Below are 25,423 nucleotides of genomic sequence, written 5' to 3' on the forward strand. Positions count from 1 at the left end.
ACTCGCGGGCGACTCTCACCCGAGGCGGGCCGGCAGCGCGCGGTCGAGGAAGTCCGCCACCGCCGACCACGTCGCCGGCCCCGCCTGCACCTCACGGCTGCCCCCCGCGGAGCTGGACAACACCTGCCTGCCGGTGTGCCCGGCGGTCTCGTCCAAGAACGCGTCGTCGTGCGCGCGGGTCTGTAGCCGGTAGAAGGTGCTGTCGGCCCCGACACGCGTCAACGCCTCGTGCAGGACCTCGCTCTGCCCCACCGGCACCGTCCGGTCGCCCGTGCCGTGCATGAGCAGCCAACGCGGCCCACCCGCCGAGACGTAGCGGCCCGGGTCGGCCCGCGCCACCCGCTGCGGATCCGATCCCACCGGGGTGCCCAGCAGCCGCGACTCCGGCGAGCCCGGATCATCGTGGCAGCCCGAGAGCCCTTCGGCCCGGTTGTAGTCCGGGCACGCGCCCTCCGGCATCTGCCGGGTCAGCAGCCCGAAATCGCTCGGCCCGAACAGGTCCACCACCGCGTCCACCGCACTGGACCTGCCGGTCTCGCCGACCGATCCCTCCAAGGCCGTCACGCCGGCGGTCGCGCCGACCATGGCCGCCAGCCAGCCGCCCGACGACGAGCCCATGAACGCCAGCCGCTGCGCGTCGAGCCCGAACTCACCGGCGTGCGCCCGCACCCACCGCACCGCCGCCTTGCCGTCGTGCACCTGGGCGGGGAACCGCGCCTGCTCGCTGGAGCGCACCGCCACCGCCGCGACCGCATACCCCCGGCCGGACAGCGCTCGGGCCACCCGCTCTCCCCCGGTGTTGCCGTCGTCGGATTCCCAGGCCGAACCCCGGCTCCACAGCACCACCGGCCACGGCCCGCCACCACCGGCCGGCAGGTACAGGTCCAGGCGGTGCGCATTGCCCACCCGCGGCGCGTAACTGAGATCAGCCAGCACCTCCACCCCGGGGTCGCGGGACGCGGCGGCCACCACCCCCGTACCCGGCAGCATCGCGGTGGCCGCAGCAGCCCCCGCACCCCACAGCACCGACCTGCGACTGACCAGCACGGGCCCTCCCCGAAGATCGCCGCGCACCCGCGCGGCAGCCGAACACTCCGGGCCGGCACGCTACGCAGCGCCGTCCGCGGCAGCGGGCAGACGATCCGAACCACCACCGGTGATCACCCGATCGGCCACCGCCCGGGGGCTAACCGGGCACCGAATGCTGCTGCGGCGCGGTGTGCGGGTCCGCGGCCGGCGCCGCGTGCCGCCCCCCGGCCACCGGTTCCCACACGGCGGCCACCGAGAACGACAGCTGCCCGCCCGCGGCACCGACGGTGATCTCGTCACCGGGCCCGGCCTGCGCGCGCAGCACCATCGACGACAGCGGGGTGTCGAGATCGCGCTGGATCACCCGCCGCAGCGGCCGCGCCCCGAACTCCGGCTGATATCCCTGCTCGACCAGCCAGTCCACCGCGTCCTCACCGACGACCAGGCCGATGCCCTTGGCCTGCAGCTGCTCGTGCGTGCGGTGCAGCAGCAGCCGCGTGATCCACCGCAGCTCAGGGCCGCCCAGCGGCCGGAACGCCACCACGTCGTCGATGCGGTTGATGAACTCCGGGCGGAAGAACGCCCGCAGCTCCTCCAGCACCACCCGCGCCGACACCGCCGCATCCGCCCCGGAATCGGCGATGCGTCCCGCACCGATGTTGGAGGTCATGATCACCACCACGTTGCGGAAATCCACGCACCGGCCCTGCGCGTCGGTCAGCCGCCCCGCGTCCAGCAGCTGCAGCAACGTGTTGAACACATCCGGGTGAGCCTTTTCCACCTCGTCGAGCAGCACCACCGAATACGGCCGCCGCCGCACCGGATCGGTGAGCTGACCGGCCTCGCCGTAGCCGACGTAACCGGGTGGTGCGCCGATGAGCCGCGAGACCGTGTGCTTTTCCTGGAACTCGCCCATGTCCAGCCGCACCAGGTGCTGCCCGTCCCCGAAGACCGCCTCGGCCAGCGCGCGAGCCAGCTCGGTCTTGCCCACCCCGGTGGGGCCCAGGAACAGGAAACTGCCGATCGGGCGCTGCGGATCGGCCAGCCCCACCCGGGCGCGGCGCACCGCCTCGGCGACCGTGCGCACCGCCTGCTCCTGGCCCACGACCCGCTCGCCGAGCTGGGCCTCCAGGTCCAGCAGCCGGTCCACGTCCGGCGTGTCGACCTCGGAGACCGGGATGCCGGTGCGGGTGGCCACCACCTCGGCCACATCGTCGGCACCGACCGTGGGCTCGAACGCGGCCTCCTCGCGCACCGAACCACCGCGGCGCCTGCGCACCCGCGAGCACGCCTGGTCGAGCAGGTCCACCGCTTTGTCCGGCAGGAACCGGTCGGGGATGAACCGGTCGGACAACCCGGCGGCGGCCTGCAGCGCGGCGTCGTCGATGCGCACCCGGTGGTGCTGCTGGAAGCGGGTGCGCAGCCCCTCCAGCACCTGCACGGCCTCGCCCACCCCGGGTTCGGGCACCGGGATCGGCGCGAACCGGCGCTCCAACGCCGGGTCCTTGTCCACGTCGCGGCGATATTCCTCGACGGTGGTCGCGCCGATGAGCCGGATCTCGCCGCGGGCCAGCGCCGGTTTGAGCATGGTGCCGGCATCCATCGACCCCTCCCCGGCGCCGGCGCCGACGATGCTGTGGATCTCGTCGATGAACACGACCACGTGGTCGCGGTGCCGACGCAGTTCGGCGAGCACCTCGCGGAACCGCTGCTCGAACTCGCCGCGGTACTTCGCGCCGGCGACCATGCCGGCCAGGTCCAGCGACACGATCCGCGCCTCGGCCAGCGACCAGGGCACGTCGCCGTTGATGATGCGCTGGGCCAGGCCCTCCACGACCGCGGTCTTGCCGACGCCGGGGTCGCCGACGAACACCGGGTTGTTCTTCGAGCGGCGGCCGAGCACCTCGATGGCCTGCTCGATCTCCTCGTCGCGGCCCACGACCGGATCCAGCGCCCGGCTGCGGGCCAGTTCGGTCATGTCCGTGCCGAACTCGTCGAGCCGCGGAGTCACGCTCAGCGCCTGCTGCCCGGCCCCGTCGTGGCCCACGGCGCGGGCCAGCGTGCGCCCGGCCACCGAGTCCCCGTCGGCGGACAGGCCCTGCAGCAGGTGGCGCGCGCCGACGACCTCGGCGCCTTCGCCGAGGGCCTGCTGGTAGGCGCGCAGCAGCGCCATGCGTGCTGAGGACGACAGGACCGGTGCGCCGGCGCCGGGTGGTTCGGCCGCGGCCGCGACCGCCGCGCGCACGGCCGAAGCCAGCTCGGCGACCCGCACTCCGGAGTCGGACAGCATGCCGGCCGTGGCCGGGACCTGGGTGACCGCCCACAGCAGGTGCGTGCTGTCGAGTTCGCGGCTGGACCAGTCCACAGTGGCCCGTGCGGCGTGCGAGACGACCTCGTAGGCGTGCGGATCCAGCAGCGAACGCAGCCGCAGCCCGTCCCCGGCCGACTCGTCCGGCCGGGGCTGGGTGAACACTTCGCTGAACAGCGCATCGAAGGCCGCAGACGAATCACCGGCACTGCCGCGACCCACAGGTACACCTCCCGGGACAAGGCAGGCCGGGCCTGCCGCCGAAACCGCCTCGCACCACCCGCCGAACGGCGTCGCTGAGGCCGACACCCGGTGCGGGCGGCGCACCGCGACCGGCCCGAGCGGGGGTGCGGTGCCGCCCCCAACATACTGAGCCGCCCGCCGCCCCTGTTCAGCGATCCCGCCGCGGCAGGCACCGGTGTCCGGTCAGCGGTCCTCCTGCGCCTCCTGAATCGCCTCGGCCAACCGCTGCAATTCCTTGCCCAAGTGCGACATCCGGTCGGCCACCACGCTGGAGTGGCCGGTGAGCTGGCCGGTGTGCCCGGCCGCGCGCAGCCATTCGGTGATGCCGCCGACCCCGTCGGACATGCCGTCCACGGTGGCCGAGAAACCGCGCAGCACCTTCTCGATCTCCTCGACCGAGTGCGCCACGGACGGATCGCGCAGCCGGTCGGCCAGCGCGGCGGCGGCCTCGCCCACCTGCCACGCGATATCGGCGGACTGCCCCGTTTGACCGGAATCGGAACCCCGTCGGGCCCCCGAACGCCGTTCCGGACCGTGCCGCCCGGACTGCGAGGGCTGCTTGTCGGAATGTCCAGTGGCAGTCATAGCCAACCAATCAACCAGAGACCCGTGCTCGCTTCGCGCCCGGCGCCACCCATCCTCGGCGGCGCACAGGTGAGGTGAGGCTACCTCCTCGGCGCGCAGGCCAGTATGGGTTGGTGTGCACCGTCGAATTCATCAAACACTGAACGAACAAACGTTTTCAATGTTGGGAAGTGCACATGGTCGCGGGCGCGGCCGGGCCGCTAGGCTGCACCGAGCTCGGCCAGCAGCCGGTCGATCTCGGCATCATCGGTGGCGGCGAAGTCGCGATACCACTGCCCCACCGCCGCGAACGAGACCGGCTGCAGCACGCACACCACCTCGTCGGCCTCCCCGCGCAGCGCGGCCACCGCGTCGCGGGCACCCACCGGCACGGCCAGCACCACCCGGGCCGCACCGGCCGCGCGCACCATCCGCACCGCCGCGCGGGCCGTGGCCCCGGTCGCCAGCCCGTCGTCGACGAGCACCGCTTCCCGCCCGCGCAGCGCCTCGGCCCCGGGCGAACCGAACCGCTGCTCGCGGCGCCGGGCCTCGGCACGTTCCCGGTCGGTGGCCTGCTGCATGCCCGCGGTGTCCAGCCCGAACGAGCGCAGCATCCGCTCGTCGAAATCGGCAGGTCCCTCGGCGGTCACCGCCCCCACGGCCAACTCCGGCTGGCCCGGCGCGCCGATCTTGCGGGCCACGCACACCCGCAGCGGGGCGTGCAGAGCGCGCGCCACCTCGGCGGCCACCGGCACGCCGCCGCGGGCCAGACCGAGCACCACAGGGTCGGTCAACGCCGCAGCCGTGAGGTGACCGGCCAGCACCCGCCCGGCGTGCGCGCGGTCGTCGTAGCCGACCGTGGTCGACTCGGACGCATTCCTGCGGGGCATCGCCGCGCCTCCCGCCGCGCTGCTACCAGGTTCGCCCCGATGGTGCCCCGGGCCGCGGCGGTGGCAAACCCCGCCCGAGGTCGGCGGGCTCAGGTGCGAAAACCCGACACCTGCAGGGTGCGCAGCCGGTTGAGCGCGGCGGCGAGTTCGTAGCGGCGCGGCACCGCGAAATCGCCCACGTAGCGGTCGTCGACGGCGGCCACACCGCGTTCGGCGACCTCGGCGTCGAACGCGTCGAGCACCTCGGCCAGCGTGCGCCGCCCGTCGAGCAGCCCGCGGCGCACCATGCTCACCAGCGCCAGTCCGATCCCGGTGACCTGCCCGGAGTCGGCCAGCTGCTCCACGGCCCGCAGTTCCACTGTGGAATCGCCGAGGCTGAGCGCATCGACACCGCGGGCGCGGATCTTGGGGCGGTCGGTGGCCACCGACCGGGGATCGACGATCCGCCGGCGCACCGGCGGGAACGTCTCGGCCTCGGCATGGCGGCCGGTGGCTTCGGCGGCCAACTCGCGGGCGCGGCCGGTCACGTCACGAGCCCGGTAGGCATCCATCATCAGCACCTGGTCGGCGACGTCCATGTAGTCGCCGGACCCGCCCATCACCAGCACCGTGGACACGCCGCGCTGGCCGTGCAGCGGGCGGATCAGGTCCAGGAACGGGGTCAGCGGCTCGGATTCCTTGGCCACCAGGGTCTGCATCCGCGCGTCGCGGATCATCAGGTTGGTCGCGGCGGTGTCCTCATCGAGCAGCAGCACCTTGGCGCCGGCCTCGACCGCTTCCACGATCGACGCGGCCTGCGAGGTCGACCCGGAGGCGTTGTCGGTGGAGAAGTCGGCGGTGTCGGCGCCGGTGGGCAGGTGGCTGACGAACGGGCTCACGTCGACCCGGTGCACCCGCCTGCCGTCCTCGGCGCGGACCTTGACGGTGTCGTCGCGGCACACGACCAGTTCGCGCCCGTCACCGTGCACGTGGTCGTAGACCCCGTACTCCAGGGCGCGCAGCAGCGTTGATTTGCCGTGGAAGCCGCCGCCGACGACCAGCGTGATCCCTTCCGGGATGCCCATGCCGGTGATCTCGCCGCGGTTGGGCACCTGCAGGCGCACCCGCATCGACTCCGGCGAGGCGAACGGCACCCCGTCCGGCAGCGGGTGGTCGTCGACCCCGCTGCGGCGCGGCAGCACGGCCCCGTCGGCCACGAACGCCACCAGGCCCTGCTGCGGCAGGGCGCGGCGCAGCGCGTCGGTGTCCTCCAGGGAGTCGACGAAGCGTTCCAGGGCGGACTGGTCGGCGGTGTCGTAGCGCAGTGCCGCCTGCACCGCTGCGGGCAGGTCCTCGCACAGCGCCTGTTCGGCTTGCCGGCCCTCGATGGTGCGGCCGCGCCCGGGCAGGTCGATGCCCAGCCGCAGCACCACCTCGCCGTCGCGGATCTGGCAGGCACTGCGGTCGAGGACTTCCTGCCGTCCCGGGTCCACCCGCAGGTGGCTGCGCTTGAGCTGCCAGTGCGCCGCGCGCAGCAGGAAGCCCGCCAGGGCGCGGGCGCGGACCTCGTTCGAGCGCAGGTGCTGCGGGAACCCGGCGGTGTCGGCCGGCACGCGCACCTGGCAGCGGCTGGCCGGGGCGTAGGGGTCGGGCTGCACCTTCTGCACGTCGAGGGTGAAGCCGTCGTAGTCCCACGTGCCCGACAGCGATTTGTAGCGTCCGTAGCTGCCGCCGTGCATCGATCGCAGTTCTTGGCGCAGGCCTTGTTCGTCGCGCCGGGTCGGGCCCGGCCTGCTGTCGGATCCGCGCGCGCCGGGCCCGCGCCGACCGCGGTCGCCGGACCGTCCCCCCGAAGGGCCGCCTGTTCGCTGTGCCATGCCCCGAGAACTACCCGATGGGCTGGCGTTTATCCAATCGGGAGGTCAGCGTCACGGCCACCACTGTGGACAGCCGCGGTGCTGCGACAGCGGGCGAGATCGCACACGCCGGGTTAGTGTCCGATCACGCATGATCCCCGATGTCCGGTTGGCGAGGAGGCGAGGCTGTGCAACGCCCTGCTGGCAGCACTTTCCGGTGGCGTGGCCACCGGCCGACGATCACCCCGCTGGTCACCGCACTGCTGGCCGCGACCGCGATGGCCGCGCCCGCGCTGGCCGAGGGCGAGGAGGGCTCCGGTGCGGCCGTGCCCGCCGAGGAACCGGCGCCCAGCGCGCCGCAGCTGGACCCGGATGACCACGGGGCCTGGGTCGGCTACAGCGCCGGCGCCGACGGGTCGCGTGCCCGCCAGGGCGCCGGGCCCGCCGGGGTCACCGGCATCGACGTCAGCGGGCACCAGGGCAGTGTGGACTGGCCGCGGGCGTGGGCCGACGGGGCCCGGTTCGCGATGGTGAAGGCCACCGAGGGAACGGGCTTTCGCAGCGACGCGTTCAACCACCAGTACAACGGTTCCTACCAGGTCGGCATGACCCGCGGCGCGTACCACTTCGCGCTGCCCGACACCTCCGGCGGCGCCGAGCAGGCGAACTTCTTCGTGGACAACGGCGGCGGCTGGAGCCCGGACGGACGCACGCTGCCGGGAGCGCTCGACATCGAGCACAACCCCTACGGCGAGACGTGCTACGGCATGGATCCGGCGAGCATGTCGCGGTGGATCGCCGATTTCAGCAACACCTACCATGATCGCACCGGCCGGTTCCCCATGATCTACACGACCACGAGCTGGTGGAACCGCTGCACCGGCGGCAATCCCGACTTCGCGGCCAACAACCCGCTGTGGGTGGCGCGCTACGGCCCGCAGCTGGGTGAGCTGCCGGCCGGCTGGCAGACCCACACGATCTGGCAGCACTCGCCCGGTGCGCCGCCGCTGCCGGGGTGCCGGGACGCGTTCAACGGCGACCCCGACCAGCTGGCCCGGTTCAGCACCTGATCGTCCCTCCCAACGGCGAGTCGGGCCGCCTCCCATCCGGGGAGGCGGCCCGACTCGTGTCCGGAGCCGTGCGGGCCCGACGTGCTGCCGTTCGGCCCGCTACGGTTCGACGAGGTCGGGCGGGACGGGTTCGTCGGCGGCGATCGCGTCGAACATGCGCAGCGCGTTCTCCGAGTCCCACTCGACCACCGACTGGCCGGAGTCGGTGTAGCCGAACCCGCCGAAGGGCACGCTGGTGGTCACTCCCTCGCCGCGGCTGATCTCGCCCAGTGCCAGCGCCAGCGACCCCAGGTGCCAGACGTGGTCGCCGTCGTCGAGCAGGAACGTCTGCCCCGCGCCGTTGACCAGCGGCACCATCCGGAACGGGTTGAGCAGGGTGGCCGGGCTCGTGGCCTTGTCCACCAACGCTCCCATCACCATGCGCTGGTTCTCGGCGCGTTCCAGGTCGCCGCCTTCCAGCGAGTAACGGGCGCGCACGAAGCTCAGTGCGGTGGCCCCGTCGAGCGTGTTGGGTCCGGCGGGCAGGTGCACGTTGGCCATGTCGTCGTTCATCGGCGCGTCCAGCTGCACGTCCACCCCGCCGACGGCGTCGACGAGCTCGGCGAAGCCGCCGAAGCCGATCTCGGCGTAATGGTCGATGTGCACCCCGGTGGCCTGCTCGACGGTCTGGCCCAGCAGTTGCGGGCCACCGTAGGAGAACGCCGCGTTAAGCTTGTCGCGGCCGTAGCCGGGGATGGACACCGACGAGTCGCGCGGCAGGCTGATCATCGAGGGCTGGCCGCCGCCGGAGGGCACGTGCACCAGCATCATGCTGTCGGTGCGGCGTCCACCGGCGTCCCCGGCCGAGAGGTCGTCGCGCTGGGTGTCGTCGAGGCCTTCCCGGCTGTCGGAGCCCACGATCAGCCAGTTCGTGCCGGGGGTGTCCTCGACGCGGTCATCGAAGGCCAGCGCGTCGGTGCGCTGCAGCGTGGAGTCGACGTAGAACACGCCGGCACCCAGCAGCACCAGCAGTGCCACGAGCGCGATCGCCAGCCTGCGCGGCCAGCGCCGCTTGCGGCGCGTGCGCACCGGGGGCCGCGCCGGCGGCTGGTTGCCGCGGCCGCCGCCCGGCGGGGGCTGCGGGGGCCGGCCCCTTCCCGCGCCCGCAGCGTTGCCGCGCGCGCGGTTGTCGCCGTAGTAGTCGTAGCGGCCGGCCTGCCTGCGGCCCCTCGGCGGTTCTGCCGCCGACCAATCGCTCATGACCTCACATCCGCGTCCGTCGACTCGCCGGGCACACGTCCGGCCTGGCCTGTCCTCGACGTGGAGCATCCCAGACGGCTGGTGCCGCGGTGCGTATCGCAGCTGAACGGTGACCTTCGGGCCCCGGTCTCCCCCGCGGCAGCGCACTGCCCGAGCGTCGATGGTAACCGCACCCCCCACCCGTTCCACCACGGGCGTGGTGACCCGGGTGGGGTGTGTCGGCTCACCGGCACCGCACACAAGCGCCCGCCGCGTGCCGAAACGGGCACGCGGCGGGCACCACGGACGGTCGAGGACTCGGTGGCCGGAACACGGCCGCGAGCCCGGCGGTCAGGACACCGCGCTGCGCACCGCCTCCTGCCACAGCTCCAGCGCGGCGTCGACCTGCTCGGCGGTCACGATCAGCGGCGGGATCATACGCACCACGTTGCCGTGCGGACCGCAGGTCAGCAGCAGCAGACCCTTCTCGGCCGCGGCGGCGTGCGCGCGGGTGGCGGTGTCGGTGTCCGGACGCCCGTCCTCGGTGGTGAACTCGTTGCCGAGCATGAGCCCCAGCCCGCGCACGTCCCCGATCACCGGGTGCTCGGCGGCGACCTTGCGCAGCCCCTCGGCCAGCCTGCGGCCCTGTTCGGCGGCGTTGTCCACCAGCTTCTCGTCGCGCACCACATCCAGGGTGGCCAGTGCCGCGGCCGCGGCCACCGCGTTGCCGCCGTAGGTGCCGCCCTGCGACCCCGGCCACGCGCGGCCCATCAGCTCGCTGCCCGCGGCGATGGCCGACAGCGGGAAGCCGGACGCCAGGCCCTTGGCGGTGATGAGGATGTCCGGGGCGATCGCCGAGTGCTCGTGGCCCCAGAACCGGCCGGTGCGGCCCACCCCGGTCTGTACCTCGTCGAGGATGAGCAGGATGCCGTGCCGGTCGGCACGCTCGCGCAGCCCCTCCAGGAACGCGGGCGGCGCCGGGATGTAGCCGCCCTCGCCCAGCACCGGTTCCACGATCACCGCCGCCGTGTCCTTCGGCGAGGTCACCGTCGCCAGCAGCTGGTCGAACTCGGCCAGCGCCGAGCGCACCGCCTCGGCCTCGCTGATGCCGTGCCGGTAGGACTCCGGGAACGGGGTGAATGCCACCCCCGGCATCATCGGGCCGATCCCCGCGCGGACCTTCACCCCGGAACTGGTCAACGAGGCCGCACCCATGGTGCGCCCGTGGAACCCGCCGGCGAAGGCCACCACGTTCTGCCTGCCGGTGGCCTGCCGGGCCAGCCGCACGGACGCCTCCACGGCCTCGCTGCCGGAGTTGACGTAGAACAGCCGGTCCAGGCCCTGCGGCAGGACGTCGCCGAGCCGATCGGTGAGGTCGAGCAGCGGCCGGTGCATCACCGTTGTGTACTGGCCGTGGATGAGCGTGCCGACCTGCCGCTGGGCCGCGGCCACCACCTCGGGGTGGCAGTGGCCGGTGCTGGTGACCCCGATCCCGGCGGTGAAGTCCAGGTAGCGACGATCCTGTTCGTCGAAGAGGTAGACCCCTTCGCCGCGGGCAGCCAGGACCGGAGTGGCCTGCTTCAGCACCGGCGAGAGCTCAGCCATGATCGACTCCAACCTGTCGAGCGAAATGTAGGATTGTTGACAATCTAGCTGGACATGCAACCATCAGCCAGCGTCGGTGTCCACCGCCGGAAAGGAAGGCCGCCACCGCCATGACCGCCCAGACCCAGCAGCATCCCCGCGAGAGCACCGTCGTCGAAGCAGCCCCCAAGCAACTGCTCATCGGCGGCAAGTGGCGCCCCGCCGACGGCGACCGCACCTACGACGTCGAAGACCCCTCCACCGGCCGCGCCCTGTGCCCGGTCGCCGACGCCACCGCCGCCGACGGGATCGCCGCCCTCGACGCCGCCACCGCTGCCCAGCACGACTGGGCACGCCACCCCGCCCGCGAACGCGGCGAGATCCTGCGCCGCGCCTACGAGACGATGATCAGCCGCCAGGACGACCTGGCCCTACTGATGACGCTCGAAATGGGCAAACCACTGGCCGAAGCGCGCGGCGAGATCGCCTACGCCGCCGAATTCTTCCGCTGGTTCGCCGAAGAAGCCGTGCGCATCGGCGGTGACTACGCCGTGGCCCCCAACGGCAGCGGACGCTTCCTGGTGATGCACCAGCCCGTCGGGCCGGCACTGCTGATCACCCCGTGGAACTTCCCGCTGGCCATGGGAACCCGCAAGATCGGGCCCGCCATCGCCGCCGGCTGCACCTCGGTGATCAAACCCGCGCACCAGACCCCGTTGTCGATGCTGGCGCTGGCCGAGATCCTCACCGAAGCCGGGCTGCCCGACGGGGTGCTCAACGTCGTCACCTCCCGCAGCGCGGGCACCCTCGTGGAACCGATGATCCGCGACGGCCGCGCCCGCAAGCTCTCCTTCACCGGCTCCACGGCCGTGGGCCGCACCCTCATCGAGCAGTCCGCCGACAACGTGCTCAACGTGTCCATGGAACTCGGCGGCAACGCCCCGTTCCTCGTGTTCGACGACGCCGACCTCGACGCCGCCGTCGACGGCGCCGTGCAGGCCAAGATGCGCAACATCGGCGAAGCCTGCACCGCCGCCAACCGCTTCTACGTGCACCGCGACGTCGCCGACGAGTTCTCCCGCAAACTCGCTCAACGCATGTCCGCCATGCCCGTGGGCCGCGGTGTCGCCGACGGCGTGCAGGTCGGGCCGCTCATCGACGCCACCCAGCTCGGCAAAGTTGCCGATCTCGTCGGCGACGCCGTCGAAGCCGGCGCCCAGGTCGTCACCGGCGGGCGGCGCAGCGGCGGCGACGGGCACTTCTACGAACCCACCGTGCTCACCGACGTGCCGGCCGCGGCCCGGATGAACACCGAGGAGATCTTCGGACCCGTGGCCCCCATCGCCACCTTCACCGACGAGGACGAAGCGGTGCGCCGCGCCAACGACACCGAATTCGGGCTGGTCAGCTACGTCTACACCCGCGACCTGCAGCGGTCGCTGCGCGTGTCGGAAAACCTGGAAGCCGGCATGATCGGGCTCAACCAGGGCGTCGTGTCCAACCCGGCCGCCCCGTTCGGGGGCGTCAAACAGTCCGGGCTGGGCCGCGAAGGCGGCAAGGTCGGCATCGACGAATTCCTGGAAACCAAGTACGTCTCCATCGGCGGGATGTGAACACCGGGGCGGATCCGGTCGGCCCGGGTCCGCCCCGCTACCGCTGCTCGAACGACTCGCCCAACCGGGTCCTGAAACCCCGGAGCTGATCCCAGGGCGTCGCGTCGTACTCGTCGACAATCGGGCGGACATGCCTCGCTAGGCTTGTGAGCTGGTGATCGTCGGGTTCTGGCGCCAGGTTCTGGTTGGCCGCGGGAGACGTCGACCGGCTGGCGCACGCACCGACGAGCGCCGTACCGAGCGGGGCACCGACCGCAAACCAACAGGTGAGGTCCAGCGCCCCGACCACTTCGCCCCTTGGGGCAGCTTCAGGAATCCAGGCCCAACCGGTGCAGCGCATCGTTCATGTGCGCGGCCAGCCGCTGCAGCACCAGCTGCTCGTCACCGGTCTCGATCGCATCCACCAGCCCGCGGTGCTCATCCACCAGCGCCTGCACATCGGCCTGGTACTTGTCCTGCAACGCCGCCAAGCACATCCGCTTCTCCACCAGCAGCGTCTGCGCCATCCGCTGCAGCCGCGCGCTGCCCGAGACCCGCACCAACGTCTCGTGGAACTCCTGATCGGCATCGGCAAGCCCGTCCCGGCCACCCGAACCCGCCGCCGCCACCATCCGGCTGTGCGCGGCGGTCAGCTCCGCCACCGCCTCCACCCGGTGATGCCGCACGATCTGCTCGCACGCCGCCCGTTCGACCGCCAGCCGCGCCAGGTAGATGTCGCGCACGTCCTCGGCGTCCAACGACATCACGAACAACCCCCGGTGCGGCTCGCTGCGCAACAGGCCCTCGGCCACCAGACGCTGCATCGCCTCCCGCAGCGGTCCCCGGCTCACGCCCAGCCGGTGCGCCAGCTCAGCTTCGCCGAGCTGACTGCCCGGCGGCAGCGACCCGTACATGATCGCCGCCCGCAGCTGGTCGGCCACGATCGCCGCGGTCGACTTGCGCTGCACCGGCTCTAAATCACCCGGCTGCTGGTTGTGCTCATCGGTTCCCAGCACCTGACACCATCTCCTCAACCACGGGACACCCCCTGCCACCCGGCCGCGGACGCGGACACCCCGCCGCCGAACAGGCTTCCCACTCCGCCACGCCGACCGGCACCCCCGGCCAGCCGCAGCCCTTCCCACGCGCTGACCTGGTTGGCGGTCAGCACCGGCTTGCCCACATGCCGCTCCAGCTCGTCCAACCACGCCGCCGTGTGCAGCGCCGTGTCCGGCAGCAGCAGCGCCTCGGCCCGCTCGTGATCATGCGCGGCGGCGAACTCCAGCACCTGCTCGCGGCCCAGCGTGCCGACCTCGGCGGCGGTGACGATCCCGCGCGCCGACATCCGCACCACCTCCAACCCGGCCCCGGCCAAGAACCGCACGAACCGCTCGGCCACCTCCGCCGGATACGTCGCCGCCACCGCCACCCGGGTCAATCCCAGCTGCGCGGCAGCGTGCTCGAACGCGAACGACGTCGACGACGCCGGCAGCCCCACGACCTGTTCGAGCCGCTCGACCTGCTCGCGCGCCCCATCCCGGCCGAACACGAAACTCCCGCTCGTGCAGGCCCACACGACCGAATCCACCGAGTGCTCGGCCAGCAGCCGCCGCGCCCCGTCGGCCAGCACCTCCGCGCCGCCGACATCGAGCAACGCATCCACCCGGTGCGCGTCCTCCCGCATCAGCGTGTGCACCAACGGCAGCGCCACATCAGCACCCAGCAGCCCCTGCAGCAGGGGAAAATCGTCCTCGGCGCTGAACCCCGGATACAGGATCCCCGCACTGATCGTCACCAGCAGCTCCCGTCTCGTGGACATCGACCCCACCCGGGACACCCCCGGCGCAGGGCACAGCGGCCAGCACCCAACGACCGGTCAATTGTCGACAATCTTAACCCGGCCGACACCGCCGCTGACACGCCTGTGACGGTTTCGTCACGCGGCCTGTTCGGTCTCCGCCTGCACCAACCGCTGCTCACCGGGCACGGCCTGCAGCCCCATCTCGCGCAGCGCCGCCCACACCGTCACCTGGTTCGCCGACAGCACCGGCTTGCCCAGCTCCCGCTCCAGCGGCCCGATGATCTCGTAGGTCGGCAGATTCGTGCAGCTGATCACCATCGCCTCGGCCTCCGGATGATCCGCCGCCCGCACGATCTCCACGACCTGCCGGTAACTCGTCTTCCAGATCTGGCCGGACAACCCCAACCCCGCGCTGGCGACCACCTGCACCCCGTGCTCGGCGAAGAACGCCACCAGCCGGTCGGTCACGCTGGCCACGTACGGCGTCGCGATCGCCACCCGCACCGACCCCAACGTCCGCAGCCCCCGCACCAGCGACCCCGATGTGGTCACCGCCCGCTGCGCACCCGCATCGCGCATCATCGCGACCAGCTCCTGCTCACCGGCAGCACCGTCGACGAAACTGCCCGACGTGCAGCTGTAGGCCACCACCTCCGGCTCCGGCGTCAGCAGATCACGCGTCGCCGTGCGCACCGCGGACTCGTCGCGGACCAGGCTCGCCTGCTCCACCGACACCGGCGCCTGCACGAACGCCGTGCGGGTCACGTGCAACGACACCCCGCCGGGCAACCAGCGCCACAACTCGCGGTCCAACGCCATGTCGTAGGGCACGATCACGCCCACCCCGCGCTGGCAGACCGGACCGGACAGCACCGCGGGCCCCTCCCCGAGCACCCCGCTCACCCGGCGTAGCGCTCGTAACGCAGCGCCTCGCCGACACTGCCGCTGCGCCACACGTCGTTGCACGCCTCGGCCATCCGATCCAGCCCCTCGACGATCGAGGCATAGACGTTGCCCGGCACCCAGCCCACATCACCGTTGAGCAGCAGGTTGTTGCGCCCGTAGAACAACGCCAGATCAATGACCCCCGGCAGCTGCTCGATGCCCTTGTCCTGCTTGAACTCCCGATCCAGCATCCCGCCGGGAAACGAGAAGTACACGACATCGCCGGGAATCGGCGTCACCGTCGGATTCTCCTGACCCGGCTCGTGGTCGGCGAAGCGCTCGACCATCGTGTACACCTCGTTGCGCGCGTACTTCGCGTGGTGCACCGGCCCCACCTGCGGCAGCGCCTGCCACACCGCCTCGCACGTGCGCGGCGCGTCCTTGTCCAGCAGCTCAGCCACGCACGACACACCGCGCTTGTCCAACGAGATCGACAGGTACCGGGGCATCGGCCACTCCCCTTTCGGCGCACTCACGGGCACACGCAGCAGACATCCAGCGGAAACCGGGCCGCGACCAGCACGAACCGCACCGATCCGCAGATTGTTGACAATCCTACGAGCGCTTTCTAGCGTGTCAATGCCTCGGCCTGACCCCACCCCGGGCCGCACCACACCGACCCGCGCCCCCCGCAGAACCCGCTCTAAGGTCAGGCCCATGCACAACCCCGCCCCGGTGGTCGTCGTCCTGCACGGCGGAACCCCGCCCGCCGAGATGACCCGCATCCAGCCGCACGCCGAGCTGCGCTACGCCACCGCCGACCAGCTACCCGAGGCACTGCCCGGCGCCGACGTGCTGTTCGTCTGGGACTTCCGCACCGAAGCCCTCCCGCGGGCCTGGCCGGCCGCCGACCAGCTGACCTGGATCCACACCGCCACCGCCGGCGTCGACCACCTGCTGACCCCGGACGTCCTCGACTCCGCGGTCACCATCACCAACTCCCGCGGCGTCTTCGACCAGCCGATGGCCGAGTACGTGCTGGCCTGCGTGCTCACCTTCGCCAAAGACCTGCACACCACCCTGCGCCAGCAGGACCGCCTGCACTGGCAGCACCGCGTCACCGAACGCATCGCCGGACGCAGCGCCCTGATCATCGGCACCGGCCCCATCGGGCGCGCCATCGCCGCACAACTCACCGCCGCCGGCATGCACGTCACCGCGGCCGGACGCAGCGCCCGCGACGACGACCCCGACTTCGGCACCGTGCACGCCTCCGCCGACCTGCCCTCCTACATCGGCGAGCACGACTACATCGTGCTCGCCGCCCCGCTGACCGAGCAGACCACCGGCCTGCTCGACGCCGCCGTCCTGTCCCGCTGCGCCCCCACCGCACGCATCATCAACGTCGGCCGCGGCGAACTCGTCGTCGAAGCAGACCTCATCGACGCGCTGCGCACCTCCACCATCGCCGGCGCGGCCCTCGACGTCTTCGACACCGAACCCCTGCCCACCGACTCACCCCTGTGGCAACTGCCGAACGTGCTCGTCTCCCCGCACATGTCCGGCGACACCACCGGCTGGATCGACGAACTGCTCGACCTGTTCCTGGCCAACCTGCGCAGCTACCGCCACGGCCAGACCCTGCACAACACGGTCAACAAACAACGCGGTTACGTCAGCGGAACGGAGCACTGATGGCACACACCCACCCGGCACAACGCACCGCGGCCGACCTCACCGCCACCGAACTGCTTGACGCCTACCGCACCGGCGACCTCTCCCCCGTCGACGCCACCGAAGCCACCCTGCAGCGCATCGCCGAGGCCGACCCCACCGTCAACGCCTACTGCCTGCACACCCCCGACGCAGCCATGCAACAGGCCCGCGAATCCGAAAAGCGCTGGCAGCGCGGCGAACCCGAAGGACACCTCGACGGGGTTCCCACCTCGGTCAAAGACATCTTCCTCACCGCAGGCTTGCCCACGCTGCGCGGCTCACGCACCAGCGACCCCGAACAGCCGCCGACCGAGGACGCACCCACCGTGGCCCGGCTGCGCGAGCACAACGCCGTGCTCGTCGGCAAGACCACCACCCCCGAACTCGCGTGGAAAGGCGTCACCGACAGCCCGCTGCACGGCATCACCCGCAACCCCTGGAACCCCGCCCGCACCGCAGGCGGATCCAGCGGCGGCGCAGCAGCCGCCGTCGCGCTCGGCATGGCGCCCCTGGCCATCGGCACGGACGGCGGCGGCAGCGTCCGCATCCCCGCCGCCTTCTGCGGCGTCACCACCATCAAACCCACCTTCGGCCGGGTGCCGCACTACCCCGCCAGCCCGTTCGGCAGCCTCGCCCACGCCGGACCCATCACCACCACCACCGCCGAAACCGCCCTGCTGCTGGACGTGCTGTCCGAGCCCGACGACCGCGACTGGGCCGCGCTGGCGCCACCCGAACCCACCACCGCCGGCCTCGACGACGGGGTGGCCGGGCTGCGCATCGCCGTGAGCACCGACCTCGGCCACGCCACCGTCGACCCGGAGATCGCCGAGGCAGTGCTCACCGCCGCCCGCACCTTCGCCGACCTGGGCGCGCACGTCGAACACGCCGACCCCGGATTCCCCGACTGCGCCGACGACTTCCACGTCCTGTGGTTCAGCGGCGCCGCCAAATCCACCGAGCACCTCACCGACCGGCAACGCGCGCTGCTGGACCCCGGGCTGGCCGAGATCTGCGAACAGGGCCGCACCTACAGCGCCCTGGACTACCTCGACGCCATGAACACCCGCATGCGCATGGGCCAGCTCGCCGGCGCCTTCCACCGCACCTACGACCTGCTGCTGACCCCCAGCGTGCCGATCGCGGCCTTCGACGCCGGACCCGAAGTCCCGCCCGGATCCGGCCACACCCGCTGGACCGGCTGGACCCCGCTGAGCTACCCGTTCAACATGACCCAGCAGCCCGCCGCCAGCATCCCCTGCGGCTTCACCACCGAAGGTCTGCCCATCGGACTGCAGATCGTCGGCGCCCGCCACGACGACGCCCGCGTGCTGCGCGCCGCGCACGCCTACGAGCAGACCCACCCCGTCACCCGGCCCGCACCACCGGGCTGAACCACCGGGCTGAACCACCCGAGATCGACGACTCACGTCCAAGCCCGCTGCTGCCAGCGCCACGCGCTGTCCGCGAGGCAATCGTCCAGGGTGCGCGGAGCCCGACCGAGCAGCTGCTCGACCTCGCCGGTGATCGGCTGGTTCAGCCCCACCCGGGTCAGGGTGTAGACGGCGGACATGAACAGGATCGTGTCCCACCCGACTCCGCGGCGGCGCAACCGGCCGGCGAACCGCGGCACGCTCGGACGCGTGTAGCGCACCGGACGCTGCAGGTGTCGGGTCAGCGCGGCGGCGACCTCCGGCATCGTCAGCGCCTCCGGCCCGGTCAGCTCATGCACCCGGTTGCGGTGCCGGTCCGGGGCCAGAAGGGCGTCGACGGCCACCGCCGCGGCATCGCGCGCATCGAGGAACGTCGTGCGCCCACCACCGGCGGGCACGAACAGCTCACCGCGGTCGGCGATGTCGCTGCCGTGGGTGGACAGGTGCCGGTGCAGGTTCTGCACGAAGAAGCTGCACCGCAGCACCGTCCAGCTCATCGACGAGGCCAACAGTGCCTGCTCGACCTTGTGGTGCGGCAGGAACCGGGCGCGATCAGCACCGAACACCGACACGTACACCACATGCCGACAACCCGCCCGCTGCGCCGCGTCGAGGAACGGCACGATCCCGCTGCGAGCGGCCTCGTTGCTCGGCAGCGGGAACAGCAGGAACAGCGTGTCCACGCCGTCCAGCGCCGCAGGCCAGCTCGTCGGGTCGAAGAAGTCCAGCCGCACCGCCTCACCCGCGCCGAGCCCGGATCCCCACTGCTCGGGGTGCCTGCTTCCCACCCGCCAGGCGCCCTCGACGCGCTCGCGGAGCAGCCCGACCAGCTCAGCGCCCACATTGCCCGACGGCCCCGTCACCAACAGCACCAGCAGCCCCTTCCCACGAGCGGAAACCCCAGTATCCCCGGGGAAACGGTCCCGTCCGACGTGGCGCGCCTCCATCGCGGCGGATGGTCAGGCCAGGCCGCACCCGGGCGGCATTACCGGTGACCGGCGGGGCGGCCCAGCCGGAACTGGGCGGCCGTGCCCACCACCAGCAACAGCAGCACCGGCAGGAACGCCCACCGGTAGGCCACATCGGCAGGCAGATCCGCCACCAGCTGCAGCACCAGACCGACCAGCAGCTGGATCAGCACGGCGGCGGTGAACCCGCCCATGTTGACCACCCCGGTTGCCGCGCCGGAACGGTGCGCCTCGTTGGCCGCGCGCGCACCGTCGAAGGCCAGCATGGCCGCGCCACCGGCCACGCCGATCACGACGAGCACCGCCAGCAGGACCGGCATCGGCAGCACACCCGGCCACACGACCAGCACCGCCCACGCCAGCGCGGTCGCCATCGACAGCCCCAACGTGAACCGCTGCCTGCGCAGCACGCGTCCGGCCACGTATTGCCCGGCGAACCAGGTGCCCGCCACGAACGCCAGCACCGACACCAGCAGCAGCGATCCCACCTCGTCGCGGGCATGCCCCTGGGACTCGGTCAGCCACGGTGCACCCCACAGCGTCGTCACGGCCAGGAACTGGGCCATGAGCACGAAGTGCACCCAGAACGAGTGCCGCGTCCCGCGCCGGGCCACCACCGCGCGCAGCGTCCGAGAGATCGGCTCGGTCGAGACCGGTTCCGGCGCGACGGGCACCGCGCTGCCCGGGCGATCCCGGATCACCAGCCAGGCCACCAGCGCCACCAGGGCCGTCAGCACGCCCGCGCCCAGGAAGGTCGGCAACCACCCCAGACCGTGCAGCGACGCGCTCAGCGGGGTCGTCGACACGATCTGGCCGAGCCCGCCGGCCAGCCCGGTCAGGGCGGCGATCTTGCCGAACCTGCGCGGCGGGAACCACAACGCGGCCAGCCGCAGCACGTTGGTGAACATGAACGCGTCGCCGAATCCGATGAGGACCCGGCCCGCGATGCCGCCGACGATGGACCCGCTCACCGCGAACACGGCCGACCCGATGGCGAGCGCGAGCATGCCCGCGGTGATCACGCGGCGGGGCCCGAGCCGGTCGGCCAGCAATCCGGAAGGCACCTGCAGCACCAGGTACACGCCGAGCTGCAGCGCGGAGAACACCGCCAGCACCGCCGGTCCGGTGCCGAACCGCTCCAGTGCTTCCGGTGCGGCCACGCCGAGGCTGGCGCGGTGGAACAGCGCGAGGAAGTAGCACAGCGCGCCGATGCCCCATACCGCCCACGCGGCGCGGTGGCGCGGGTCGGTCGCGGGTGCCTGCTGCGGTGGTTCGGTGACCGGCTGCGCGGTCACGACCGGGACTCCGGCGGCTGGGCGGTGCACATCGGTGGCGGTTCCTCTCCTGCAGGGCACGTCTTCTTGTATTCATCATAGATACAAGGAGGGTGGAAGTACGATGGGCGCGTGTCGAGCGCAACATCATCCGGATCCCCGGCCACCGGCGAACCCCCGGCCGCCGACCGCGCCTACCAGCACGTCAAAGCCGGGCTGCTGGACGGCAGCTACCCAGATGGCGAGCTGCTCAGCGAAGGCGAGATCGCCACCGACCTGGCCATGTCCCGCACACCGGTGCGCGAGGCGTTCCTGCGGCTGCAGGGCGAAGGGTTCCTGCGGCTGTACCCGAAACGCGGAGCGCTGGTCGTGCCGGTCACCCCCGAGGAAGCCCGATCGGTCATCGAAGCCCGCCTGGCCCTGGAGAGCTTCGCCATCGACAAACTCGCCGCCCAGGGACAGCAGGCCATGGACGACGTCGGCGCCGGCCTGGCCGCCCACCCCGCCTGCGACGGCTCCGACCTCGACGACGCCCAGCTGCACGAAACCGACCGCGCCTTCCACGCCCAACTCGTGGCCGCCGCGGGCAACCCCGTGGTCACCGACCTCTACGACCGGCTGCGCGACCGGCAGATGCGCATCACCTCCACCGCCCGCACGCACACCGCCCGCCCCCGCATCACCAGCCAGCACACGGCACTGGCCGAAGCCGTGCGCTCCGGCGACCCGGACCTCGCCAAGGCCGCACTGCGCGAGCACCTGCTCGGCACGGTCCGCGCGTTCGGCCTGACCGGCGGCAACTACCTCGGGGCGGAGTCCGAGTAAGGGTGCTCGTGCGCCGAGCGGTGTGCTGGGCGAGATCCGGGCTCGATGTCCAGGTCCTGCGACTCGTCAGCGACGGAGCGGGCCCGGCCTCGTCGTGCCCGCATCGCATGCGGTCCGCGTCCGCGACGACCCGGCCGGGGCTGCGGCGAGGTGTGGATCAGGCGCGGGAGTCGGCGGCTGAACGCTCGCGGAACCAGTGCGCGATCCCCGGCATGCGGGCTTCGACATTGCCAGGGGCGGAGATGTTGAGCATCCCGGCGGGTTCAGCCCCTCGATTCTCGAAGGAATGCGTGACGTTGCCGGGTACCAGCACGAACGCTCCTGCGCCCGCGTCGATCCAGTCACTGCCGACCAACAGGCTCATCGTGCCCGCCAGGACGTAGAACACGTCGTCTTCCGGATGGGAATGCGGGCCGGGGCCTTTCGTGTGCGGGTCGAGCCACCATTCGGAGATCGAGTACTGCCCACTGGTCTCCGCGCCGTCGGCCTTGAACACCGCCGAGAGGTCGCCCATCGCATACGTCCGACCCTCGCCCGGCATCAGCATCACCGGGAGCCGTTCCTCCGCGTCACCGGTATCGGTCATGAGGGCTTCTGCGGCGTCGTTGTCGGGTTTGGTTGTGGGTCGTGAACGGTAAATTTCAGTCGACACTGAAGCAATAGGGTTTCCTGAGGTTTGAGGTTCCCGCGCTCGACGTCTGCTCAACGGGGTGCGGACGAGTGGAGCTGGTCGCGATGCGCGATCCTGCTGCCATGTCGGCTACCCCACCCACCGCCACCGCGGTCCTGGTGCACAGCCCCTTCCTCGGACCCACGAGCCTGCGGCCGCTGGCCGACCGGTTCGATGCCGGCGACCGCCCCGCCCTCGTACCCGATCTGCGCGCGGCGGTCGCCAATGATCCGGTGCACCCCCAGCTCACCGCGCTCGTCGCGGACGCCGTCCGAACCGTCGACGGGCCGGCCGTCCTCATCGGGCACAGCGGTGCCGGTCCCCTGCTGCCCGGCTTCGCCGCTGCCCTCCCCCAGCCCCCGTCGGCGCTGGTCTACCTCGACGCCGGGCTGCCCACACCCGGTCAGAGCTGGCTGGACATCACGCCGGCGAGGCTCGCCGACCAGCTGCACCAGCACGCCCGGGGCCCGCTGCTCCCTCGCTGGCACAACTGGTTCGACACCGACCCGCTCACCGCACTCGTCTCTGATCCGGACCTGCGCGCCGCGCTGGCCGCCGAGGAACCCGATGTCTCGCTCGGATTCCTCGGCGAACCGCATCCGGGGACGACCTGGCGCGGTCCGGCCGGCTACGTCCAGCTCAGCGAGGCCTACGGCGCCGCATCCGCTGAAGCCGCTGCACTCGGCATGCCCGTCCGCCGCGTCGACGCGCACCACCTGGCCGCGGCAACCGAGCCCGCCGCGGTCGCCGCGGCCGTCGAGGAGCTGCTGGCCCCCTTGGTCGAGTGAACTGCCCAACAACCCGGGTTCACGCATCCACCGGCTCGATACCTCCGCGGACAGCTGAGAGCCGTGCCGCCCGAAATGACGAGGCCGGCGGCGGGAACCACGTCCCGCCGCCGGCCTCGTTCGTCGTCGCGGCCTACTGCTGCTCGTCCTCCTCGCGGCGGGCCGGCGGGGCCGAATCCGCGGGCGGCTGCGCGAGCGCACCCGGCTCGCCCAACGTCCCGGCTCCGCTCGACGAGTCGCCGACACCCGGGCTCGGCACCTGCTTGCGGGCCACGGCCTCGGCCGCGCGCACCGCCTCGGCGACCTCGGGCGTCGAGGACGTGTCGAACCAGGCCTGCACCGACGCCTCCTCTTCCTCGGGAGGCGTGGTCGGTGCTTCCTCCTTCGGCGGCTCGTAGCGGAACACCCCGTCCTCGCCGGGTGCGCCGAGCAGCTTCGCGAAGCCCTCCAGCGACTTGCCGAAGTCGTTGGGCAGCATCCACACCTTGTTCGCGTCGCCCTGCGCCATCTGCGGCAGCGTCTGCAGGTATTGGTAGGCCAGCAGTTCGGGGGTGGGCTTGCCGCGCTTGACCGCGGCGAAGACCTTCTCGATCGCCTTGGCCTGGCCCTGCGCCTCCAGGTAGCGGCTGGCCCGCTGGCCCTGCGCCCGCAGGATGCTGGACTGGCGCCCGGCCTCGGCTTCCAGGATGGCGGCCTGCTTCTGGCCTTCAGCGGCCAGGATCGCGGCCTGCTTCTCGCCCTCGGCCGTCTTGATCGCCGACTCCCGCTCGCCTTCGGCGTTGAGGATCATCGCCCGCTTCTCGCGGTCGGCCCGCATCTGCTTTTCCATCGAGTCCTGGATGGACGGCGGCGGGTCGATCGCCTTGAGCTCCACCCGCGCCACGCGGATGCCCCAGCGGCCGGTGGCCTTGTCCAGTTCTCCGCGCAGCTGGGTGTTGATCTGGTCGCGGGAGGTCAGCGTCTCCTCCAGGCTCATCCCGCCGACCACGTTGCGCAGCGTGGTGGTGGTGAGCTGCTCGACGCCCTCGATGTAGTTGTTGATCTCGTAAACCGCCGAGCGGGAATCGGTCACCTGGAAGTAGACCACGGTGTCGATCGAGACGGTCAGGTTGTCCTGGGTGATCACCGGCTGCGGCGGGAAGGACACCACCTGCTCGCGCAGGTCGATCCGCGCCCGCACCCGGTCCAGGAACGGCACCAGGAAGTTCAGCCCCGGCCCGGCCACACCGCGGAACTTGCCCAGCCGCTCCACGACCGAAGCCTGGGCTTGCGGAACCACCAGCACGGACTTGACGGCGACGATGATCACCACCAGCACCACGACCAGCAGGATGATCAGTTCGGTCGGGCCCACATCTATCTCCTCACGGCTCGGCCCAGACGACGGCGGTCGCGCCGGAGATCTCCATCACCGTCACCGTCTCGCCGACCTGCAGCACTTGTGTCTCGTCGAACGCCCGTGCCGACCAGAGCTCGCCGTCCATCCGCACCTGCCCCTGGTGGGCATCCACGGTGGACTCGACGATCGCGGTCTTGCCGACCAGAGCGTCCACATTGGTCTTGAGCTCCCGCTGGATCTGCACCCGGCGCTTGAGCGCCGGACGCGCCAGGAAGATCAGCCCCAGTCCCAGCGCGGCGAACACCGCCGCGTCCAGCGGCAACGGCACCCCCAGCGCCGAGGCTCCGGCTGCTCCGAACGCAGCGACGCCGAGCATGACCAGGACGAACTCGCCGGAGAGCACCTCGGCCACGACGAGTACCACCCCGGCTATCAGCCACAGCAGCGCGGGATTCATACAGCCATGGTGGCAGACGGTCCAACACCCGGGCTCGGAATGTGCCCGGGCGTGATCAAGGCGTGATGTCGCCGGTCGCGTCGGCGGTGACGAAGTCGATCAGCTGCTCGACCGCGTTCAGCAGCGCGGGGTCGAGTTCGCGGAACCCGGACACCGCCCCGAGCACGCGGCGCCAGCCTTCGGCCGGCTCGCCCCATCCGAGCCGGGTGCACACGCCGGTCTTCCAGTCCTCGCCCGGCGGGACGTCCGGCCACGCGTCGATGCCGACCGCCGCCGGTTTCACCGCCTGCCAGACGTCCACGAACGGGTGACCGGTGAGGTGGACGTGCGGGTGCTGCACCTGCTCGGCCAGCGCCGATTCCTTGCTGCCCGGCACCAGGTGGTCCACCAGCACCCCCACTCGGCGCCCCGGTCCCGGCTCGAAGTCGGCCAGTGCGCCGGCCAGGTCGTCGATGCCGTGCAGCGGTTCGACGACGACGCCTTCCACCCGCAGGTCATGCCCCCAGACCCGTTCCACGAGCTCGGCGTCGTGCAGCCCCTCGACCCAGATTCGGCTGCCGCGCGCGGTCCGGGCCCGCAGCCCCTGGACGCGCACCGATCCGGACGCCGAGCGCGTGCCACCGCCACCGGAACCGGCCGGGGTCGGCGGAACGAGCGTCACCGGTGTGCCCTCGTGCAGGAACGCGGCCGGGCGTAGCGGGAACACCCGCTGACTGCCGTGCCGGTCCTCCAGCACGACGCCTTCCTTGTCCAACCGCACCACCGCACCGCAGAACCCGCCCGCGGCGTCCTCGACCACCAGGCCCGCCTCGGCGGGCACCTGCGGGACCTGCTTGCGCCGCCCGCCACCGCGCAGGACGTCATCGCCGTAATCCACCGAACGCACACCGAAACGTTAACCCGATCGGCGACACCGGCGGTGGCGGCGCGCCGC

Annotated in this window: 23 protein-coding genes; 6 read left to right on the forward strand and 17 right to left on the reverse strand. The window is 71.9% G+C overall.

The features are described from left to right. Positions 1-15 precede the first annotated feature (15 nt). The 5 genes from IQ251_RS03785 to IQ251_RS03805 all read right to left on the reverse strand — a co-directional run bounded on the left by IQ251_RS03785 (position 16) and on the right by IQ251_RS03805 (position 6,890). Entirely contained in the window at positions 16-1,047 is a 1,032-nt protein-coding gene (locus IQ251_RS03785) for an alpha/beta hydrolase fold domain-containing protein (RefSeq protein ID WP_193927020.1), read from the reverse strand. A 139-nt stretch (positions 1,048-1,186) separates the two neighbouring features. Then, the gene (locus IQ251_RS20075) at positions 1,187-3,559 is read right to left on the reverse strand and encodes an ATP-dependent Clp protease ATP-binding subunit (protein ID WP_193927021.1); all 2,373 of its coding nucleotides are present in this window, start codon (positions 3,557-3,559) and stop codon (positions 1,187-1,189) included. A 204-nt stretch (positions 3,560-3,763) separates the two neighbouring features. After that, positions 3,764-4,036: a hypothetical protein gene (locus IQ251_RS03795; RefSeq protein WP_228046095.1), complete on the reverse strand. Its 273-nt coding sequence runs from the start codon at positions 4,034-4,036 to the stop codon at positions 3,764-3,766. A gap of 329 nt (positions 4,037-4,365) precedes the next feature. Beyond that, on the reverse strand, positions 4,366-5,034 hold the full coding sequence (locus IQ251_RS03800) for a phosphoribosyltransferase (RefSeq protein WP_193927023.1): 669 nt from the start codon (positions 5,032-5,034) through the stop codon (positions 4,366-4,368). Positions 5,035-5,123: 89 nt separating this feature from the next. Beyond that, positions 5,124-6,890: an ABC-ATPase domain-containing protein gene (locus IQ251_RS03805; RefSeq protein WP_193927024.1), complete on the reverse strand. Its 1,767-nt coding sequence runs from the start codon at positions 6,888-6,890 to the stop codon at positions 5,124-5,126. A 257-nt stretch (positions 6,891-7,147) separates the two neighbouring features. Here IQ251_RS03805 and IQ251_RS03810 point away from each other — a divergent pair, with 257 nt between their 5' ends. After that, positions 7,148-7,939, forward strand: coding sequence for a lysozyme (locus IQ251_RS03810; RefSeq protein ID WP_193927272.1), 792 nt, complete (start codon positions 7,148-7,150; stop codon positions 7,937-7,939). Positions 7,940-8,038: 99 nt separating this feature from the next. Here the strand turns inward: IQ251_RS03810 and IQ251_RS03815 are convergent, their stop codons facing one another. After that, entirely contained in the window at positions 8,039-9,178 is a 1,140-nt protein-coding gene (locus IQ251_RS03815; RefSeq protein ID WP_193927025.1) for an LCP family protein, read from the reverse strand. A gap of 330 nt (positions 9,179-9,508) precedes the next feature. Continuing rightward, positions 9,509-10,762, reverse strand: coding sequence for an aspartate aminotransferase family protein (locus tag IQ251_RS03820; RefSeq protein WP_193927026.1), 1,254 nt, complete (start codon positions 10,760-10,762; stop codon positions 9,509-9,511). A gap of 110 nt (positions 10,763-10,872) precedes the next feature. Between IQ251_RS03820 and IQ251_RS03825 the strand changes: the two genes are divergently transcribed. Further along, positions 10,873-12,354 carry an NAD-dependent succinate-semialdehyde dehydrogenase gene (locus IQ251_RS03825; RefSeq protein ID WP_193927027.1) on the forward strand — a complete coding sequence of 494 codons (1,482 nt, stop codon included), beginning with the start codon at positions 10,873-10,875 and terminating at the stop codon, positions 12,352-12,354. A 308-nt stretch (positions 12,355-12,662) separates the two neighbouring features. On the opposite strand, the gene IQ251_RS03830 is transcribed toward IQ251_RS03825, so the two are convergent. The 4 genes from IQ251_RS03830 to IQ251_RS03845 all read right to left on the reverse strand — a co-directional run bounded on the left by IQ251_RS03830 (position 12,663) and on the right by IQ251_RS03845 (position 15,528). Then, complete coding sequence (locus IQ251_RS03830) at positions 12,663-13,349, reverse strand: GntR family transcriptional regulator (protein ID WP_193927028.1); 687 nt, start codon at positions 13,347-13,349, stop codon at positions 12,663-12,665. Positions 13,350-13,363: 14 nt separating this feature from the next. Continuing rightward, positions 13,364-14,152 (reverse strand): maleate cis-trans isomerase family protein, encoded by a 789-nt coding sequence (locus tag IQ251_RS03835; protein ID WP_193927029.1) that lies wholly within the window; start codon positions 14,150-14,152, stop codon positions 13,364-13,366. A 117-nt stretch (positions 14,153-14,269) separates the two neighbouring features. Then, a complete protein-coding gene (locus IQ251_RS03840; protein WP_502362404.1) occupies positions 14,270-15,028 on the reverse strand; it encodes a maleate cis-trans isomerase family protein in 759 nt (252 codons plus the stop codon). Between the two features lie 5 nt (positions 15,029-15,033). Beyond that, positions 15,034-15,528 carry a DUF3830 family protein gene (locus IQ251_RS03845; protein ID WP_193927030.1) on the reverse strand — a complete coding sequence of 165 codons (495 nt, stop codon included), beginning with the start codon at positions 15,526-15,528 and terminating at the stop codon, positions 15,034-15,036. Positions 15,529-15,736: 208 nt separating this feature from the next. On the opposite strand from IQ251_RS03845, the gene IQ251_RS03850 reads away from it, so the two are divergent. Both IQ251_RS03850 and IQ251_RS03855 read left to right on the forward strand, forming a co-directional pair. After that, the gene (locus IQ251_RS03850; RefSeq protein WP_193927031.1) at positions 15,737-16,714 is read left to right on the forward strand and encodes a D-2-hydroxyacid dehydrogenase; all 978 of its coding nucleotides are present in this window, start codon (positions 15,737-15,739) and stop codon (positions 16,712-16,714) included. Further along, positions 16,714-18,129: an amidase gene (locus IQ251_RS03855; RefSeq protein ID WP_193927032.1), complete on the forward strand. Its 1,416-nt coding sequence runs from the start codon at positions 16,714-16,716 to the stop codon at positions 18,127-18,129. Before IQ251_RS03850 ends, IQ251_RS03855 begins: the two co-directional genes overlap by 1 nt. A 32-nt stretch (positions 18,130-18,161) precedes the next feature. Here the strand turns inward: IQ251_RS03855 and IQ251_RS03860 are convergent, their stop codons facing one another. After that, positions 18,162-19,040: an NmrA family NAD(P)-binding protein gene (locus tag IQ251_RS03860; protein WP_193927033.1), complete on the reverse strand. Its 879-nt coding sequence runs from the start codon at positions 19,038-19,040 to the stop codon at positions 18,162-18,164. A 113-nt stretch (positions 19,041-19,153) separates the two neighbouring features. Next, a complete protein-coding gene (locus tag IQ251_RS03865) occupies positions 19,154-20,431 on the reverse strand; it encodes an MFS transporter (protein ID WP_193927034.1) in 1,278 nt (425 codons plus the stop codon). 111 nt (positions 20,432-20,542) lie between these two features. Between IQ251_RS03865 and IQ251_RS03870 the strand changes: the two genes are divergently transcribed. After that, positions 20,543-21,235 (forward strand): GntR family transcriptional regulator, encoded by a 693-nt coding sequence (locus IQ251_RS03870; protein WP_193927035.1) that lies wholly within the window; start codon positions 20,543-20,545, stop codon positions 21,233-21,235. 157 nt (positions 21,236-21,392) lie between these two features. On the opposite strand, the gene IQ251_RS03875 is transcribed toward IQ251_RS03870, so the two are convergent. Further along, on the reverse strand, positions 21,393-21,887 hold the full coding sequence (locus tag IQ251_RS03875; protein ID WP_370591187.1) for a cupin domain-containing protein: 495 nt from the start codon (positions 21,885-21,887) through the stop codon (positions 21,393-21,395). Between the two features lie 101 nt (positions 21,888-21,988). Between IQ251_RS03875 and IQ251_RS03880 the strand changes: the two genes are divergently transcribed. Then, a complete protein-coding gene (locus IQ251_RS03880; protein ID WP_193927036.1) occupies positions 21,989-22,693 on the forward strand; it encodes a hypothetical protein in 705 nt (234 codons plus the stop codon). A 133-nt stretch (positions 22,694-22,826) separates the two neighbouring features. On the opposite strand, the gene IQ251_RS03885 is transcribed toward IQ251_RS03880, so the two are convergent. The 3 genes from IQ251_RS03885 to IQ251_RS03895 are packed head-to-tail and all read right to left on the reverse strand — an operon-like array spanning position 22,827 to position 25,375. After that, positions 22,827-24,047, reverse strand: a complete 1,221-nt coding sequence (locus IQ251_RS03885; protein WP_193927037.1) for an SPFH domain-containing protein — start codon at positions 24,045-24,047, stop codon at positions 22,827-22,829. A gap of 10 nt (positions 24,048-24,057) precedes the next feature. Continuing rightward, complete coding sequence (locus IQ251_RS03890; RefSeq protein ID WP_193927038.1) at positions 24,058-24,489, reverse strand: NfeD family protein; 432 nt, start codon at positions 24,487-24,489, stop codon at positions 24,058-24,060. A gap of 55 nt (positions 24,490-24,544) precedes the next feature. Continuing rightward, the gene (locus IQ251_RS03895) at positions 24,545-25,375 is read right to left on the reverse strand and encodes a DUF3097 domain-containing protein (RefSeq protein WP_193927039.1); all 831 of its coding nucleotides are present in this window, start codon (positions 25,373-25,375) and stop codon (positions 24,545-24,547) included. Positions 25,376-25,423 lie beyond the last annotated feature (48 nt).

It is taken from the genome of Saccharopolyspora montiporae, assembly GCF_015209505.1.
GTDB lineage: Bacteria > Actinomycetota > Actinomycetes > Mycobacteriales > Pseudonocardiaceae > Saccharopolyspora > Saccharopolyspora montiporae.

What these genes read in the sequence shown, in the direction of transcription:
- IQ251_RS03810 (WP_193927272.1), top strand. Translation starts at nt 7,148, where the DNA reads ATGGCCGCGCCCGCGCTGGCCGAGGGCGAGGAGGGCTCCGGTGCGGCC.
- IQ251_RS03815 (WP_193927025.1), bottom strand. Translation starts at nt 9,178, where the DNA reads ATGAGCGATTGGTCGGCGGCAGAACCGCCGAGGGGCCGCAGGCAGGCC.
- IQ251_RS03855 (WP_193927032.1), top strand. Translation starts at nt 16,714, where the DNA reads ATGGCACACACCCACCCGGCACAACGCACCGCGGCCGACCTCACCGCC.
- IQ251_RS03825 (WP_193927027.1), top strand. Translation starts at nt 10,873, where the DNA reads ATGACCGCCCAGACCCAGCAGCATCCCCGCGAGAGCACCGTCGTCGAA.
- IQ251_RS03845 (WP_193927030.1), bottom strand. Translation starts at nt 15,528, where the DNA reads ATGCCCCGGTACCTGTCGATCTCGTTGGACAAGCGCGGTGTGTCGTGC.
- IQ251_RS03820 (WP_193927026.1), bottom strand. Translation starts at nt 10,762, where the DNA reads ATGGCTGAGCTCTCGCCGGTGCTGAAGCAGGCCACTCCGGTCCTGGCT.
- IQ251_RS03880 (WP_193927036.1), top strand. Translation starts at nt 21,989, where the DNA reads ATGTCGGCTACCCCACCCACCGCCACCGCGGTCCTGGTGCACAGCCCC.
- IQ251_RS03805 (WP_193927024.1), bottom strand. Translation starts at nt 6,890, where the DNA reads ATGGCACAGCGAACAGGCGGCCCTTCGGGGGGACGGTCCGGCGACCGC.
- IQ251_RS03890 (WP_193927038.1), bottom strand. Translation starts at nt 24,489, where the DNA reads ATGAATCCCGCGCTGCTGTGGCTGATAGCCGGGGTGGTACTCGTCGTG.
- IQ251_RS03800 (WP_193927023.1), bottom strand. Translation starts at nt 5,034, where the DNA reads ATGCCCCGCAGGAATGCGTCCGAGTCGACCACGGTCGGCTACGACGAC.
- IQ251_RS03835 (WP_193927029.1), bottom strand. Translation starts at nt 14,152, where the DNA reads ATGTCCACGAGACGGGAGCTGCTGGTGACGATCAGTGCGGGGATCCTG.
- IQ251_RS03850 (WP_193927031.1), top strand. Translation starts at nt 15,737, where the DNA reads ATGCACAACCCCGCCCCGGTGGTCGTCGTCCTGCACGGCGGAACCCCG.